Origin of the sequence: Pseudomonas sp. D4002, assembly GCF_013385665.1 — a bacterium.
In the GTDB taxonomy this organism is placed as follows: domain Bacteria; phylum Pseudomonadota; class Gammaproteobacteria; order Pseudomonadales; family Pseudomonadaceae; genus Aquipseudomonas.
In genome coordinates, this window is record NZ_JACAPN010000004.1 from 14,263 (window position 1) to 31,488 (window position 17,226).

14 protein-coding genes are annotated in these 17,226 nt (G+C 61.0%); 12 read left to right on the plus strand and 2 right to left on the minus strand.

The window, feature by feature from the left end:
* Positions 1-30 precede the first annotated feature (30 nt).
* Together HX824_RS02060 and arcD (HX824_RS02065) are read right to left on the minus strand one after the other, a co-directional pair.
* On the minus strand, positions 31-894 hold the full coding sequence (locus HX824_RS02060; protein WP_008433096.1) for a DNA-3-methyladenine glycosylase: 864 nt from the start codon (positions 892-894) through the stop codon (positions 31-33).
* 2 nt (positions 895-896) lie between these two features.
* Positions 897-2,324, minus strand: a complete 1,428-nt coding sequence (arcD, locus tag HX824_RS02065; RefSeq protein WP_008433094.1) for an arginine-ornithine antiporter — start codon at positions 2,322-2,324, stop codon at positions 897-899.
* A 413-nt stretch (positions 2,325-2,737) separates the two neighbouring features.
* Here arcD (HX824_RS02065) and arcD (HX824_RS02070) point away from each other — a divergent pair, with 413 nt between their 5' ends.
* From arcD (HX824_RS02070) to HX824_RS02125, 12 genes are all read left to right on the plus strand, one after another.
* Positions 2,738-4,165 carry an arginine-ornithine antiporter gene (gene arcD / locus HX824_RS02070; RefSeq protein WP_003220056.1) on the plus strand — a complete coding sequence of 476 codons (1,428 nt, stop codon included), beginning with the start codon at positions 2,738-2,740 and terminating at the stop codon, positions 4,163-4,165.
* A 24-nt stretch (positions 4,166-4,189) separates the two neighbouring features.
* On the plus strand, positions 4,190-5,446 hold the full coding sequence (arcA, locus tag HX824_RS02075; protein ID WP_003220054.1) for an arginine deiminase: 1,257 nt from the start codon (positions 4,190-4,192) through the stop codon (positions 5,444-5,446).
* A 69-nt stretch (positions 5,447-5,515) separates the two neighbouring features.
* Positions 5,516-6,526 carry an ornithine carbamoyltransferase gene (locus HX824_RS02080; protein ID WP_003220053.1) on the plus strand — a complete coding sequence of 337 codons (1,011 nt, stop codon included), beginning with the start codon at positions 5,516-5,518 and terminating at the stop codon, positions 6,524-6,526.
* A gap of 172 nt (positions 6,527-6,698) precedes the next feature.
* Entirely contained in the window at positions 6,699-7,628 is a 930-nt protein-coding gene (arcC, locus tag HX824_RS02085) for a carbamate kinase (protein ID WP_087692649.1), read from the plus strand.
* 18 nt (positions 7,629-7,646) lie between these two features.
* Entirely contained in the window at positions 7,647-8,009 is a 363-nt protein-coding gene (locus tag HX824_RS02090; RefSeq protein WP_003220051.1) for a DUF5064 family protein, read from the plus strand.
* Between the two features lie 122 nt (positions 8,010-8,131).
* On the plus strand, positions 8,132-9,640 hold the full coding sequence (locus HX824_RS02095) for a sigma-54-dependent transcriptional regulator (RefSeq protein ID WP_102605962.1): 1,509 nt from the start codon (positions 8,132-8,134) through the stop codon (positions 9,638-9,640).
* Positions 9,641-10,038: 398 nt separating this feature from the next.
* On the plus strand, positions 10,039-10,422 hold the full coding sequence (gcvH, locus tag HX824_RS02100) for a glycine cleavage system protein GcvH (RefSeq protein WP_003220049.1): 384 nt from the start codon (positions 10,039-10,041) through the stop codon (positions 10,420-10,422).
* Between the two features lie 10 nt (positions 10,423-10,432).
* The gene (gene gcvP / locus HX824_RS02105) at positions 10,433-13,279 is read left to right on the plus strand and encodes an aminomethyl-transferring glycine dehydrogenase (protein WP_177054077.1); all 2,847 of its coding nucleotides are present in this window, start codon (positions 10,433-10,435) and stop codon (positions 13,277-13,279) included.
* Between the two features lie 141 nt (positions 13,280-13,420).
* Entirely contained in the window at positions 13,421-14,797 is a 1,377-nt protein-coding gene (locus HX824_RS02110) for an L-serine ammonia-lyase (RefSeq protein ID WP_003220047.1), read from the plus strand.
* A gap of 39 nt (positions 14,798-14,836) precedes the next feature.
* Positions 14,837-15,961 carry a glycine cleavage system aminomethyltransferase GcvT gene (gcvT, locus tag HX824_RS02115; RefSeq protein WP_177054078.1) on the plus strand — a complete coding sequence of 375 codons (1,125 nt, stop codon included), beginning with the start codon at positions 14,837-14,839 and terminating at the stop codon, positions 15,959-15,961.
* A 390-nt stretch (positions 15,962-16,351) separates the two neighbouring features.
* Positions 16,352-16,564, plus strand: coding sequence for a cold-shock protein (locus tag HX824_RS02120; RefSeq protein WP_003220045.1), 213 nt, complete (start codon positions 16,352-16,354; stop codon positions 16,562-16,564).
* A 95-nt stretch (positions 16,565-16,659) separates the two neighbouring features.
* Positions 16,660-17,148, plus strand: a complete 489-nt coding sequence (locus HX824_RS02125) for an RDD family protein (protein ID WP_017475695.1) — start codon at positions 16,660-16,662, stop codon at positions 17,146-17,148.
* The last annotated feature ends 78 nt before the right edge of the window (positions 17,149-17,226 follow it).

Here is a 17,226-nt window from a genome sequence, read left to right on the forward strand (position 1 = left end):
AGCAAGCTCCCTCGCCACAGGTACGCAGAATCAATCCGCGCGGCTCAGTGATGTCCACAAATGCTGCGCCGCATAGGCTCTAAGCGGTCGCCAGGCCTCAGCCCGCGCCAGCAACTGGCGCGGGCTCACCGGCCCGCCTTCCAGCGCCACCAGCGCATTGATCAAACCGATATCCCCCGAGGCAAACGCATCCTGCTCGCGCATCTGGCGCATGGCGATGTACTGCGCCGTCCAGTCACCAATCCCGGGTAATGCGACCAACCGCGCCACGCCTTCCTTCAGGTTCGCCTTCGCCTGGAAAATCTGCGGGTCATCCAGCAACGCCTGGGCCACGCCCGACAAGGTACGCCCGCGACTTTTCGGCATGCCGAGGGTTGCCAAATCTGCGGCTGCCAGCACCTCGGCCGAAGGAAACACATGGGTCACACCGGCATGGGGCGTCACCAGCGGCGTGCCGTACTGCGCCACCAGCTTGCCCGCCAGCTTGATCGCCGCCACCACGGTAATCTGCTGGCCCAACACCGCGCGGATCGCCAACTCCAGCCCATCCCAGGTTCCCGGCACCCGCAAGCCAGGACGCGCCGCCACCAAGCTCGCCATCAAGGGATCATTCGCCAATTGCCGGTTGATCCGTTTCGGGTCAGCCGACAGGTCAAACATGTCCCGTAACCGCCGCTCAATTTCCGGCAACGCTGCCGGGTCGGGGAAGTCCACCGTTACCTCAAGCCAATCACCGGCCCCGGGCGACACACTGAGCCAACCCTGCTGACCGTCGACACTGATACTGCGCGAGTAAACGCCTGCGTCCACCGTCTCCATCCCGCTGATCGCCCGCGCCGACAAAAAGCCCAACATCGCCGCCCAGTCATACGGCGCCTGATACGCCAGCTGCATTCTCACAACGACAATACCCCGCTGTACAACCCATACGCCGCCAGGCTCGCCCCGGCGATCACGCAGGCGAAAATGCCTTTTTCCAGATGGGTAAACAAGGGCTGGCCCTGCTCGCGCTTGGCCAGGGCAAACAGGATCACCCCCGGTGCATACAGCAGCGCCGACAGCAGCAAGTACTTCAGGCCACCGGCGTAGAGCAGCCACACCGCATAGGCCAGGGCGATCAGGCTCACCAGCAGGTCCTTGGTGCGTTCGCCATGGGCGCCTTCGTAGGTTTCACCGCGGCCGCTCAACAGCACCGCATACGCCGCCGACCACAGATAGGGCACCAGGATCATCGACGACGCCAGGTAGATCAGGGTGGTGTAGGTGCTTTCCGAAAACAGCGTGATCACCAGGAACAGCTGGATCATTACATTGGTCAGCCACAACGCATTGACCGGCACCTGATTGACGTTTTCCTTTTTCAGGAACGCCGGCATGGTCTTGTCATGGGCGGTGGCATAGAGGATTTCGGCGCAGAGCAAGGCCCACGACAGCAGCGCGCCCAACAGCGAAACCGCCAGGCCGATGCTGATCAACAGCGCGCCCCACGGGCCGACGATATGTTCCAGCACCCCGGCCAGGGACGGGTTTTGCAGGTTGGCCAGTTCCGGCTGGCTCATGATCCCGAGCGACAGCAGGTTGACCAATACCAGCAGTGCCAACACCCCCAGGAAACCGATGACCGTGGCCCGGCCCACGTCCGAGCGTTTCTCGGCCCGCGCCGAGTAGACACTGGCGCCCTCGATGCCGATAAACACAAACACCGTGACCAGCATCATGTTGCGCACCTGATCCACCACGCCGCCGAAACTCGGATTACTCAGGCCCCAGATATCCCGGGTAAAGATGTCGGCCTTGAATGCCACGGCGGCGATCACGATAAACATCACCAGCGGTACGATCTTGGCCACGGTGGTGATCTGGTTGATGAACGCCGCCTCCTTGATCCCGCGCATCACCAAAAAATGCACGGCCCACAGCAACACCGACGCGCAGCCAATCGCCACCGGGGTATTGCCCTGGCCGAACACCGGGAAAAAGTAGCCGAGGGTACTGAATAGCAACACGAAGTAACCGACGTTGCCCATCCAGGCACTGATCCAGTAGCCCCAGGCCGACGAGAAACCCATGTAGTCGCCGAACCCGGCCTTGGCGTACGCGTATACGCCGGAATCCAGTTCCGGCTTGCGGTTGGCCAGGGTCTGGAACACAAAGGCCAGGGTCAGCATGCCCACGGCGGTAATGCCCCAGCCAATCAACACCGCGCCTACCTCGGCCCGCGCCGCCATGTTCTGCGGCAACGAGAAAATCCCGCCGCCGATCATCGAGCCCACGACCAGGGCGATCAAGGCATTGAGGCGCAGCTTTTCCGAGGATTGGGACATGAATACTCCTGAACAAAACAACCATTGAGCCAACAACTGTGCACTCAACTAACTTATTAAGCCGGCGCAGCGTTTATTAGATATAGCCAATAAAGGCGCCTGCTTCATAACTTAAAGGCATGACAATAAACAGCGTTAAGGCAAATTTATAATTTAAATACCGCTGCGCTGTAAAAGTTTGCATATCTGTAAATACGGGCTAGCTTCAAAGGTCCATGCTAATGAGAAAATCTGTTGTTTGAAACGCAGAACCGCTCTACGACGAGCCTCTGCGAGGCACTTGAGCGCCCGTACCTTTCATCATAAGTCATTAATTCACAATGGAATGTGCCAATGAAGTGATCTGAGTCAGCTGTTTGATTAGCGCACGGATTTATTCTGTGGTCTCTCTTCTCCTGCATTGGAGTCATGCGATGTCTGAATCTCCCGGAAAACTTCGACTCGGCGCACTGGTTGCACTTGTCGTGGGTTCAATGATTGGTGGCGGGATCTTCTCACTGCCGCAAAACATGGCGGCCAGCGCCGATGTCGGCGCGGTACTGATTGGTTGGGTGATCACCGCCGTGGGCATGTTGACCCTGGCGTTCGTGTTCCAGACCCTGGCCAATCGCAAGCCCGACCTCGACGGCGGGGTCTATGCCTATGCCAAGGCCGGGTTTGGCGACTACATGGGTTTCTCATCCGCCTGGGGTTACTGGATCAGTGCCTGGTTGGGCAACGTCGGCTATTTCGTGCTGCTGTTCAGCACCCTCGGTTACTTCTTCCCCATCTTCGGCGAAGGCAACACCCCGGCGGCGGTGATCGGCGCGTCGGTGCTGCTGTGGGCCGTGCACTTCCTGGTACTGCGCGGGATCAAGGAAGCCGCGTTCATCAACCTGGTGACCACCATCGCCAAGGTGGTGCCGCTGGTGCTGTTTGTGTTGATCGCGCTCTTCGCGTTCAAGCTGGACATCTTCACCGCCGACATCTGGGGCGTGAAAAACCCGGACCTGGGCAGCGTGATGAACCAGGTGCGCAACATGATGCTGGTCACCGTCTGGGTGTTCATCGGCATTGAGGGTGCGAGCATCTTCTCGTCCCGCGCCGAAAAACGCTCCGACGTCGGCAAGGCCACGGTGATTGGTTTTATCACCGTGCTGCTGTTCCTGATGCTGGTGAACGTGCTGTCCCTGGGGATCATGACCCAACCGGAATTGGCCAAGCTGCAAAACCCGTCGATGGCCGCCGTGCTGGAGCATGTGGTGGGTCACTGGGGCGCGGTATTGATCAGCGTCGGCTTGATCATTTCCTTGCTGGGGGCGCTGCTGTCGTGGGTGCTGCTGTGTGCGGAGATCATGTTCGCCGCCGCCAAGGACCACACCATGCCGGAGTTCCTGCGTAAGGAAAACGCCAACCACGTGCCGGCCAACGCCCTGTGGCTGACCAACGCCATGGTGCAGATTTTCCTGGTGATCACGCTGTTCTCGGCCAGCACTTACCTGTCGCTGATCTACCTCGCCACCTCGATGATCCTGGTGCCTTACCTGTGGTCGGCGGCCTATGCACTGCTGCTGGCGGTGCGCGGTGAAACCTATGAAAGCGCCCCGGGCGAACGCAGGAAAGACCTGCTGATCGGCGCCATCGCGTTGATCTACGCGGTCTGGCTGCTGTACGCCGGTGGCACCAAGTACCTGTTGCTGTCCGCCCTGCTCTACGCCCCTGGCGTGATCCTGTTCGCCATGGCCAAGCATGAATTGGGCAAACCGATTTTCACCAACGTCGAGAAGCTGATTTTCGCCGCAGTCGTCATAGGCGCCCTCGTGGCGGGCTATGGCCTCTACTCCGGCTTCCTGACCCTGTAATCATTGTTCACTGGAGGATCTGTAATGACCACGGAAAAAGTGAAGTACGGCGTACATTCCGAAGCCGGCAAACTGCGCAAAGTCATGGTGTGCTCCCCAGGTTTGGCCCACCAGCGGCTGACCCCAAACAACTGCGATGAACTGCTGTTCGATGACGTGCTGTGGGTAGCCCAGGCCAAGCGCGACCACTTCGACTTCGTGACCAAGATGCGCGAGCGCGACATCGATGTGCTGGAAATGCACAACCTGCTGACCGACATCGTCGCCATCCCCGAAGCGCTGGACTGGATCCTGGAGCGCAAGATCACCGCCAACCAGGTGGGCCTGGGGCTGGTCAATGAGGTCAGCTCGTGGCTGCGCAGCCTGGAGCCGCGCAAGGTCGCCGAGTACCTGATCGGTGGCGTGTCGGCCGATGACCTGCCGAGCAGTTTCGGTGGCAAGACCATCGAGATGTTCCGCGATTTCCTCGGCCACTCAAGCTTCATCCTGCCGCCGCTGCCCAACACCCAGTTCACCCGCGACACCACCTGCTGGATCTACGGTGGCGTTACGCTGAACCCGATGTACTGGCCGGCGCGACGCCAGGAAACCCTGCTGGCCAGCGCCATCTACAAATTCCACCCCGAGTTCACCAACGCGGACTTCCAGGTGTGGTACGGCGACCCCGACCAGGAACACGGCAACGCCACCCTGGAAGGCGGCGACGTGATGCCGATTGGTAACGGCGTGGTGCTGATCGGCATGGGCGAGCGTTCCTCGCGCCAGGCCATCGGCCAACTCGCCCTGAACCTGTTCAAGCACAAGGCCGTGGAGCGTGTGATCGTCGCCGGCCTGCCAAAATCCCGCGCGGCGATGCACCTCGACACCGTGTTCAGCTTCTGCGACCGCGACCTGGTCACGATCTTCCCGGAAGTGGTCAACCAGATCGTCGCTTTCACCCTGCGCCCGGACGAGACCAAGCCCGGCGGCATCGACATCCAGCGCGAAAAAACCAACTTCCTCGACACCGTCGCCGCCGCCCTGAACCTCAAGGCCCTGCGTGTGGTGGAAACCGGCGGCAACAGCTTCGCCGCCGAGCGCGAGCAGTGGGATGACGGCAACAACGTAGTGGCCGTGGAGCCTGGCGTGGTGATCGGCTACGACCGCAACACCTACACCAACACCTTGCTGCGCAAGGCCGGTGTGGAAGTCATCACCATCAGCGCCGGTGAACTCGGCCGTGGCCGTGGCGGCGGCCACTGCATGACTTGCCCGATCATTCGCGACCCAATCGACTACTGATATTCAAACCCTGGCCGCCGCTCATAAGGCGCCGGCCAGGGGGATAACCTAAACAGAAGGAGATCCACCATGGCTTTTAATATGCGCAACCGCAGCCTGCTGTCGCTGATGCACCACACCACTCGCGAGCTGCACTACCTGCTGGACCTGTCCCGCGACCTCAAGCGCGCCAAATACACCGGCACCGAGCGTCCGCACCTGAAGGGCAAAAACATCGCGCTGATCTTCGAAAAAACCTCGACCCGCACCCGTTGCGCGTTCGAAGTGGCGGCCCATGACCAGGGTGCCCACGTCACCTACATCGACCCGGTGTCGTCGCAGATCGGCCACAAGGAAAGCATGAAGGACACCGCCCGCGTCCTCGGCCGGATGTTCGATGCCATCGAGTACCGTGGCTTTGAACAGGAAATCGTCGAAGAGCTGGCCAAGTTCGCCGGGGTGCCGGTGTTCAACGGCCTGACCGCCGAATTCCACCCCACCCAGATGATCGCCGACACCCTGACCATGCGCGAGCACAGCGACAAGCCGCTGCATGACATCAGCTACGCCTACCTGGGCGACGCCCGCTACAACATGGGCAACTCGCTGCTGATGATCGGCGCCAAGCTGGGCATGGACGTGCGCATCGGCGCACCGAAAGCCCTGTGGCCCCATGCTGACTTCATCAAGCAGTGCCAGGCATTCGCCGAGGAAAGCGGCGCGCGCATCACCATCACCGAAGACCCGAAGGAAGCGGTGAAAGGCGTGGACTTCATCCACACCGATATCTGGGTGTCCATGGGCGAACCGGTGGAAGCGTGGGACGAGCGCATCGAGCAACTGCTGCCGTACCAGGTCAACGCCAAGATGATGAAGGCCTCGGGCAATCCACGGGTGAAATTCATGCACTGCCTGCCGGCGTTCCACAACAGCGAAACCAAGGTCGGCAAGGACATCGCCGCGCGTTATCCGAACCTGGCCAATGGTGTGGAAGTGACCGAAGAAGTGTTTGAGTCCCCGGCCAACATCGCCTTTGAGCAGGCGGAAAACCGCATGCACACCATCAAGGCGATCCTGGTGTCGGCGCTGGCGGATATCTAAACCAATACCGCTCCCACTTTTGATACGCGGTCCAAAATGTGGGAGCGGGCTTGCTCGCGAAGGCGGCGTGCCAGTCGCTATATTTTTCACCGACACACCGCTTTCGCGAGCAAGCCCGTTCCCACATTTGGCCCGGTGTTCACAACGCTGGATTCTGGAAGGACAACCTTATATGCGTATCGTCGTTGCACTGGGCGGCAACGCCCTTCTGCGCCGTGGTGAACCCATGACCGCAGACAATCAACGGGCCAATATCCGTATCGCCACCGAACAGATCGCCAAGATCCACAAAGGCAACGAGCTGGTGATTGCCCACGGCAATGGCCCGCAAGTGGGCCTGCTGTCGCTGCAGGCTGCCGCCTACACCCAGGTTTCACCTTACCCGCTGGATGTGTTGGGAGCCGAAACCGAAGGCATGATCGGCTACATCATCGAACAGGAACTGGGCAACCTGCTGGACTTCGAAGTGCCGTTCGCCACGCTGCTGACCCAGGTCGAAGTCGACGCCAAGGACCCGGCCTTCCAGAACCCGACCAAGCCCATCGGCCCGGTGTACTCCAAAGCCGAAGCGGAAAAACTGGCCGCCGAAAAAGGCTGGGCGATTGCCCCCGATGGCGACAAGTATCGCCGCGTGGTGGCCAGCCCACGGCCAAAGCGGATCTTTGAAATCCGCCCGATCCAGTGGTTGCTGGAAAAAGGCAGCATCGTGATCTGCGCCGGCGGCGGCGGGATTCCGACGATGTATGGCGAAGACGGCAAGCTCAAGGGCATTGAAGCCGTGATCGACAAAGACCTGTGCTCCTCGTTGCTGGCCGGGCAACTGGACGCCGATTTGCTGGTGATCGCCACCGACGTCAATGCCGCCTTTATCGACTTCGGCAAGCCCACCCAGAAAGCCATCGGCCAGGCGCACCCGGACGAAATCGAAAAGCTCGGCTTCGCTGCCGGCTCCATGGGACCCAAGGTCCAGGCCGCGTGCGAGTTCGCCCGCCAGACTGGAAAAACCGCAGTGATCGGTTCACTCTCGGACATCGAAGCGATCGTCCAGGGCAGCGCCGGCACCCGCATCAGTACCGCAAAACCTGGCATCACCTACCTGTGAAGTAGAGGAGAAACGCCTATGGCTACCTTTGAACCTGGTCACCTGCACATCGAACGCCACGCGCTGAACAAGGATGACTACAGCTACAACCTGTGCATCGACTACGAAGTCAGCCAGGACCCAAAGGAAGGCAAGGGAATGCTCTTCAAGATGCACGGCACGGTGCAGGGCAAGGAGCTCAAGGAAGAGTTCTTCCTGCCCAAGGACCAGTCGTTCGACTTCGCCCGGCAGGCGATGAACATCGCGCAGAAGTACGGCATGCCGAAGATTGCCGTGCTCAATGGCCAGATGCACAAGCAGTACGATTTGATGTTTGAGGATGTGCGGCATCAGCTGGATGTGAAGCCTGGGGATCCGGTCAAACCCGAACACCTCGAATAACCTGATTTCCCAGGCACCAACCATCAAATGTGGGAGCGGGCTTGCTCGCTCCCACATTTTGATCTCTATCTTCTCCAAGGCATACTTGCCACCTCTCGCTCGCCAGAACCAAAAACAGCCCCATGCGTATCCACGTCAGCTTCATCGACCGCGTCGGCATCACCCAGGAAGTCCTGGCCTTGCTCGGTGGGCGCAATCTGAACCTGGATGCGGTGGAAATGGTTCCGCCCAACGTCTACATCGACGCGCCAACCTTGAGTGCCGAGGTACTGGAAGAGCTGCGTGATGCACTGTTCAGCGTGCGCGGCGTGCAAGCCGTGACCGTGGTCGACATCCTCCCCGGCCAGCGCCAGCACCTGCAACTCGACGCCCTGCTCGCCGCCATGACGGACCCGGTACTGGCCCTGGACAGCGCCGGCAAGATCCTGCTGGCCAACCCGGCGCTGATCGCCTTGTACGGTCGCGAACCCGCCGGGGAAAGCATCAACGAACTGTTCGACGACCCAACCCTGCTGGCCACCCTGCTGGAACACGGCTTTCGCCTGGCCCTGCGGGAAATCAGCGTCAACGGCCAGACCCTGCTGCTGGACGCCACGCCGATCACCGACGCCGGCGCCCTGCTGACCCTGTACCAACCCAACCGCATCGGCGAACAACTGTCGGCGCTGCACCATGACCACGCCGAAGGTTTCGACGCGTTGTTGGGCGAGTCTCCGGCGATCCGCACCCTCAAGGCGCGGGCGCAACGGGTGGCGGCGCTGGATGCACCGTTGTTGATCCAGGGCGAGACCGGCACCGGCAAGGAGCTGGTGGCCCGTGCCTGCCACGCCATCAGCGCGCGCCACAGCGCGCCGTTCCTGGCCCTGAACTGCGCGGCGCTGCCGGAGAACCTGGCCGAGAGCGAACTGTTCGGCTACGCCCCCGGCGCCTTCACCGGCGCCCAGCGTGGCGGCAAGCCGGGGCTGATGGAACTGGCGAACCAGGGCACGGTGTTCCTCGACGAGATCGGCGAGATGTCACCTTACTTGCAGGCCAAGCTGCTGCGGTTTCTCAACGACGGCAGCTTCCGCCGGGTGGGCGGCGACCGTGAGGTGAAGGTCAATGTGCGGATCCTCAGCGCCACCCACCGCGACCTGGAAAAGATGGTCAGCGAAGGCACCTTCCGCGAAGACCTGTTCTACCGCCTCAACGTGCTCAACGTCGAAGTGCCGCCCCTGCGCGAGCGCGGCCAGGACATCCTGCTGCTGGCCCGCTACTTCATGCAGCAGGCCTGCGCGCAGATCCAGCGCCCGGTCTGCCGCCTGGCGCCGGGCACCTACCCGGCGCTGCTGGGCAACCGCTGGCCGGGCAACGTGCGCCAGTTGCAGAACGTGATCTTCCGCGCCGCGGCCATTTGCGAAAGCAGCCTGGTGGACATCGGCGACCTGGACATCGCCGGCACCTCGGTGGCGCGGCAGAACGATGGTGAAGTCGACAGCCTGGAGCAGGCCGTGGAGGATTTCGAGCGCGGGTTGCTGGAGAAGCTCTATGTCAGCTATCCGTCCACGCGCCAGCTGGCGAGCCGCCTGCAAACCTCCCACACCGCCATTGCCCACCGCTTGCGCAAGTACGGCATTCCCAACAAGCCCTGACTGAACACGGTCAACATGTGGGAGCGGGCTTGCTCGCGAATGCGTTGGGTCAGTCAATACATTCGGCACTGACATACCGCTTTCGCGAGCAAGCCCGCTCCCACATTTGATCTACGGCGCCCTCAAAAGCGACCTCCGCCTGTACTGAAAGCGCTACAGTGGAACGATATCAATACACACCGTCCCAGGCATCGCCATGCAAGGCTTTGATCCTCATAGGCTTTTTTTCACCCGTCCAGCTGTAGCGATATCGCTACAGTCACCTTCCGAACATCACCTGCCATAATCAGTAACCAATTGTTTTATAACGATAAAAAAACATTGGCCGCAATTTTGCTAAGCAACTCCCCATTATTTCAATCCCGTCCACCAGACGAATCTGGCCCTGAGGAGTTTCCATGAGCGAGTTGCGCTTTACTGAAGATCACGAATGGCTGCGCGCCGAAGCCGACGGCAGCGTGACCGTGGGCATTACCGCTTTTGCGCAGAACGCGCTGGGTGATGTGGTTTTCGTGCAACTGCCTGAGCTGCAGTCCTACGACAAAGGGGCAGAAGCCTCCACCGTTGAATCGGTCAAGGCCGCCAGCGGCGTATACATGCCATTGGACGGCGAAGTCCTCGAAGTAAACGACAAGCTGGACGGCAGCCCCGAGCTGGTCAACGAAGACCCGATGGGCGAAGGCTGGTTCTTCCGCTTTAAACCGGCTGATGCCGACGCAGTAGCTAAGCTGTTGGATCAGGATGCGTATGACCGCCTGATCAAAGCCAACGCTGAAGCCTGAGGAGCGCGCCATGACTAATCTGACCACCGCCAACGAATTCATCGCCCGCCACATCGGCCCGCGCCAGGACGACGAGCAACACATGCTCGCCACCCTGGGCTTTGATTCCCTGGAAGCCTTGAGCGCCAGCGTGATCCCGGAAAGCATCAAGGGCACCGCTGTGCTGGGCCTGAGCGACGGCCTGAGCGAAGCCGACGCACTGACTTCGATCAAGGCGATTGCCGCCAAGAACGAGCTGTTCAAGACCTACATCGGCCAGGGCTACTACAACTGCCACACACCGTCGCCGATCCTGCGCAACCTGCTGGAAAACCCGGCCTGGTACACCGCCTACACGCCGTATCAGCCGGAGATTTCCCAGGGCCGCCTGGAGTCGCTGCTGAACTTCCAGACGCTGATCAGCGACCTCACCGGCCTGCCGATCGCCAACGCCTCGCTGTTGGACGAAGCCACCGCCGCTGCCGAAGCCATGACCTTCTGCAAACGCCTGAGCAAGAACAAAGGCAGCAACGCGTTCTTCGCCTCCGTGCACAGCCACCCGCAAACCCTCGACGTATTGCGCACCCGTGCCGAGCCGCTGGGCATCGACGTGGTGGTGGGCGACGAGCGTGAACTGACCGACGTCAGCGCCTTCTTCGGCGCCCTGCTGCAATACCCGGCGAGCAACGGTGACGTGTTCGACTACCGCGAGCTGACTGAGCGCTTCCACGCCGCCAACGCACTGGTGGCCGTGGCCGCCGACCTGCTGGCCCTGACCCTGCTGACCCCGCCGGGTGAGTTCGGCGCCGACGTGGCCATCGGCAGCGCGCAACGCTTCGGCGTGCCGCTGGGCTTCGGTGGCCCGCATGCGGCGTACTTCTCCACCAAGGATGCGTTCAAGCGCGACATGCCGGGCCGTCTGGTAGGCGTCTCCGTGGACCGTTTCGGCAAGCCGGCCTTGCGCCTGGCCATGCAGACCCGCGAGCAACATATCCGCCGCGAGAAGGCCACCAGCAACATCTGCACCGCCCAAGTGCTGTTGGCCAACATTGCCAGCATGTACGCCGTGTACCACGGCCCGAAAGGCCTGACCCAGATTGCCAACCGCATTCACCACCTGACCGCGATCTTCGCCAAAGGCTTGGGCGCATTGGGCCTGGCAGTTGAACAAGCCCACTTCTTCGACACCCTGACCATCAAGACCGGCGCGCAAACTGCTGCCCTGCACGACAAGGCTCGCGCCCAGCGCATCAACCTGCGTGTGGTCGACGGCGAACGCGTTGGCCTGTCGGTGGACGAAACCACCTCCCAAGCCGACATCGAAACCCTGTGGAGCGTGTTCGCCGGCGGTAAAGCCCTGCCGGACTTCGCCGCATTGGCTGCCAGCGTTGAAAGCACCCTGCCGGCCGCGCTGCTGCGCCAGTCGCCAATTCTCAGCCACCCGGTGTTCAACCGTTACCACTCCGAAACCGAGCTGATGCGCTACCTGCGCAAACTGGCCGACAAGGACCTGGCCCTGGATCGCACCATGATCCCGCTGGGCTCGTGCACCATGAAGCTCAACGCCGCCAGCGAAATGATCCCGGTGACCTGGGCCGAGTTCGGTGCCCTGCACCCGTTCGCCCCGGCCTCGCAAAGCGCCGGCTACCAGCAACTGACGACCGAACTGGAAGCCATGCTCTGCGCGGCCACCGGTTACGACGCGATTTCCCTGCAACCGAACGCCGGTTCCCAGGGCGAATACGCCGGCCTGCTGGCCATCCGTGCCTATCACCAGAGCCGTGGCGAAGAACGCCGCGATATCTGCCTGATCCCGTCGTCGGCCCACGGCACCAACCCGGCCACCGCCAACATGGCCGGCATGCGCGTCGTGGTCACCGCCTGCGATGCACGCGGTAACGTCGACATCGAAGACCTGCGTGCCAAGGCTATCGAGCACCGCGAGCACCTCGCTGCGCTGATGATCACCTACCCGTCCACCCACGGCGTGTTCGAAGAAGGCATCCGCGAAATCTGCGGGATCATTCACGACAACGGCGGCCAGGTGTACATCGACGGCGCCAACATGAACGCGATGGTCGGCCTCTGCGCCCCGGGCAAGTTCGGCGGCGATGTGTCCCACTTGAACCTGCACAAGACCTTCTGCATTCCCCACGGCGGTGGCGGCCCGGGCGTCGGCCCGATTGGCGTCAAATCCCACCTGACGCCGTTCCTGCCCGGCCATGCCGCGATGGAACGCAAGGAAGGCGCGGTCTGCGCCGCACCGTTCGGCAGCGCGAGCATCCTGCCGATCACCTGGATGTACATCAGCATGATGGGCGGCGCAGGCCTCAAGCGCGCTTCGCAGTTGGCGATTTTGAATGCCAACTACATTTCCCGCCGCCTGGAAGAGCACTACCCGGTGCTGTACACCGGCAGCAATGGCCTGGTGGCCCACGAATGCATCCTCGACCTGCGCCCGTTGAAAGACAGCAGCGGCATCAGCGTGGATGACGTGGCCAAGCGTCTGATCGACTTTGGTTTCCATGCGCCGACCATGTCGTTCCCGGTGGCCGGCACCCTGATGATCGAGCCGACCGAAAGCGAATCCCGGGAAGAACTGGACCGCTTCTGCGACGCGATGATCGCCATCCGCGAAGAAATCCGCGCGGTGGAAAATGGCTCGCTGGACAAAGACGACAACCCGCTGAAAAACGCGCCACACACTGCCGCGGAACTGGTTGGCGAATGGAGCCACCCATACAGCCGTGAACAAGCGGTGTACCCGGTGGCGTCGTTGATCGAAGCCAAGTACTGGCCGCCGGTTGGCCGGGTCGACAACGTGTTTGGCGATCGCAACCTGGTGTGCGCGTGCCCGTCGATCGAGAGCTACGCGTAACCTGATGTGGGAGCGGGCTTGCTCGCGAATGCGGAGTGTCAGTTGATACATCTGGTGACTGACCCGCCGCTTTCGCGAGCAAGCCCGCTCCCACATTGGACCGCGTACATCCGATCAATAATAAGAAACCGGAGAACAACCATGTCTTTAAGCGTGTTCGACCTGTTCAAGATTGGCATCGGCCCCTCCAGCTCTCACACCGTCGGCCCGATGCGCGCTGCCGCTCGATTCGTCGAGGGACTGAAGCGCGACAACCTGCTGGGCGCCACCACCTGCGTCAAGGTGGAGCTCTACGGCTCACTCGGCGCCACCGGCAAAGGCCACGGCAGTGACAAGGCCGTATTGTTGGGCCTGGAGGGCGAACACCCGGACACCGTGAACACTGAAACCGTTGCCGCCCGCCTGTTGGAAATTCGCGGCAACGCACGCTTGAACCTGCTCGGCGAACACAGCATTGCGTTCAACGAGAAAGAACACCTGGCGATGATTCGCAAACCCCTGCCCTATCATCCCAACGGCATGATCTTCCGCGCCTTCGACGCCGCCGGCTTGCAGATTCGCAGCCGCGAGTACTACTCGGTGGGCGGCGGGTTTGTGGTGGATGAAGACGCCGCCGGCCACGACCGGATTGTCGAAGACGCCACGCCCCTGACGTTCCCGTTCAAAAGTGCCAAGGACTTGCTCGGCCATTGCGCCACCTATGGGCTGTCCATCAGCCAGGTGATGCTGACCAATGAAAGCGCCTGGCGCCCGGAAGCGGAAACCCGCGCCGGCCTGCTGAAGATCTGGCAGGTGATGCAGGACTGCGTGGACGCGGGCTGTCGCAACGAAGGAATTTTGCCGGGAGGGCTGAAGGTCAAGCGCCGCGCCGCCGCGTTGCATCGCCAACTGTGCAAGCACCCGGAATCGGCGCTGCGCGACCCGTTGTCGGTGCTGGACTGGGTCAACCTCTACGCCCTGGCGGTCAACGAAGAAAACGCCAATGGCGGGCGCGTGGTGACGGCGCCCACCAACGGTGCGGCCGGGATTGTGCCGGCGGTGTTGCACTACTACATGCGCTTTATCCCGGGGGCCAGCGAAGACGGAGTGGTGCGCTTCCTGCTCACCGCCGCAGCCATCGGCATTCTGTACAAGGAAAACGCCTCGATCTCCGGCGCCGAAGTCGGCTGCCAGGGGGAAGTCGGCGTGGCCTGTTCCATGGCTGCCGGCGCCCTTTGCGAAGTGTTGGGCGGTACGGTTTCCCAGGTAGAAAACGCCGCCGAGATCGGCATGGAACACAACCTCGGCCTGACCTGCGACCCCATCGGCGGCTTGGTGCAGGTGCCCTGCATCGAGCGCAACGCAATGGGTTCGGTCAAGGCCATCAATGCGGTGCGCATGGCCCTGCGCGGCGACGGGCAACACTTCGTGTCCCTCGACAAGGTCATCCGCACCATGCGCCAGACCGGCGCCGACATGAAAAGCAAATACAAGGAAACCGCCCGTGGCGGTTTGGCGGTCAACATTATCGAGTGCTGACGCCTATAAGCGCGTCCGCACGTTTTTCAGGAGCTGAATATGTCCACCGAAACCCTGTTGAAAACCCCGTTGCACGCCCTGCACATCGAACTGGGCGCGCGCATGGTGCCCTTCGCCGGCTACGACATGCCGGTGCAATACCCGCTGGGCGTGATGAAAGAACACCTGCACACCCGTGAACAAGCCGGGTTGTTCGATGTGTCGCACATGGGCCAGATCCGCCTGACCGGCGCCGGTGCCGCCAAGGCCCTGGAAACCCTGGTGCCGGTGGACATCATCGACCTGCCGGTGGGCATGCAGCGTTATGCGATGTTCACCAACGAGCAAGGCGGCATCCTGGATGACCTGATGGTCGCCAACCTGGGTAACGACGAACTGTTCCTGGTGGTCAACGCCGCCTGCAAGGACCAGGACCTGGCCCACCTGCGCCAGCACATCGGTGACCAATGCACCATCGAGCCACTGTTCGAGGAACGCGCCCTGCTGGCCCTGCAAGGCCCGGCTGCCGTCAGCGTGCTGGCGCGCCTGGCGCCGGACGTCAAGCACATGACCTTCATGCAATTCGCACCGACCCGCCTGCTGGGCGTGGACTGCTACGTCAGCCGCTCGGGCTACACCGGCGAAGACGGCTTCGAAATCTCGGTACCGGCCGCGAACGCCGAGGCCCTGGCCCGCAGCCTGCTGGCCGAAACCGAAGTACAGGCCATCGGCCTGGGCGCCCGCGACTCCCTGCGCCTGGAAGCCGGCCTGTGCCTTTATGGCCATGACATGAACACCGAGACCACGCCGATTGAAGCCAGCCTGTTGTGGGCAATTTCCAAGGCCCGTCGTGCTGATGGCGCACGCGCCGGTGGCTTCCCGGGCGCCGATGCGATCTTCACCCAGCAACAAACCGGCGTCAGCCGCAAACGCGTAGGCCTGTTGCCACAGGAACGCACGCCGGTCCGTGAAGGCGCAGAAATCGTCGACGAACACGGCACCGTGATCGGCAGCGTCTGCAGCGGCGGTTTTGGCCCGAGCCTGGGCGGCCCGCTGGCCATGGGTTATCTGGACAGCGCTTTCATCGCACTGGATACCGAAGTATCTGCGTTGGTACGTGGGAAAAAGGTGCCACTACGTGTAAGTAAAATGCCATTCGTACCACAACGTTACTACCGTGGTTGATTGACTGTTCCTATAAGTAACGCGGTTGCGTTAACGTGCACTAATCTGTAACGCAACCGCCACATTAAAGTGCATTGACGATAGTCAATGTTATGTTCAGTCACCTATAACAAGTGACGAATTCTATCGAATAAACGCGTTCCACATTGTGGACAGAAGTGTAACGAGGCCGAGCAAAACCTGGGGTTTTGCCGGGGCTTGTTTTTTCTGTATTAGTTGGCGTAGAGTTTGCCCACTGTGTTTGCATGGGTCGCTTTGAACCTGGACCTGGGCAGTAGCCAAAGTTTGCTACAACCCGTTCGACGTCTCTTACTTTCCTGCAACCCAGCCCAGTACTCTTTCATGTGAAAGGGGCTGTCATTAATTTTTTTGCGTCAAGGAAATAAGAAAATGGCTGATCGTCAGAGCGGTACCGTCAAGTGGTTTAACGACGAAAAAGGGTTTGGTTTTATCACTCCAGAAAGCGGTCCGGATCTGTTCGTCCACTTCCGCGCTATTCAGGGCAACGGCTTCAAAAGCCTGAAAGAAGGCCAGAAAGTGACCTTCATCGCGGTGCAAGGCCAGAAAGGCATGCAAGCCGACGAAGTACAAGCAGAAGGCTGATCCTTGCTGCGACAAAAAGCCCCTGATATGACATCAGGGGCTTTTTTATGGGCGTTCTTCCGTAAAATGGCTTTTTTCCTGCCGAGAGCCATGCCATGTCGAAACACCTGCTGAGCCCCCAAGGCGAGTTTCCCGCCGTAGGCCTGGGCCGTCGTCTGGCAGCGATGTTCTATGACTTCCTGTTGTGCACCGCCCTGCTGATCGTCACGGCCTTCATCTACAAGCTGGTGTGGATGGGGTTTGTCGGTGAGGCCAAGTTGCGAGCGCTTTCCGAATCCGGCGCGCTGGATGGTGATCCGCTGTTGTCGACGATTTTGTTTTTTGTGTTGTTTGGGTTTTTTGCCAAGTTCTGGACGCACTCGGGGCAGACCCTGGGGATGCAGGTTTGGGGGGTGCGGGTGCAGAACGCTGATGGGTCGCGGATTAGTCTGTGGCAGGCGTTGTTGCGGTTTGTGGTGTCGATTGCTTCGTGGTTGTGCCTGGGGCTTGGGTTTATCTGGTCGTTGTTCGACAAGCAGAAACGTGGCTGGCATGACATCTACTCCGACACGCAGTTGGTGCGGGTTCCGAAGAAAAAGAAGTAGGTTTTCAGGTTGGGGGCATATCCGTTGCTGCGGTTATGGCCGCTATTGGTTCCGCTTTTACAGCGGCTCACTTTTGAA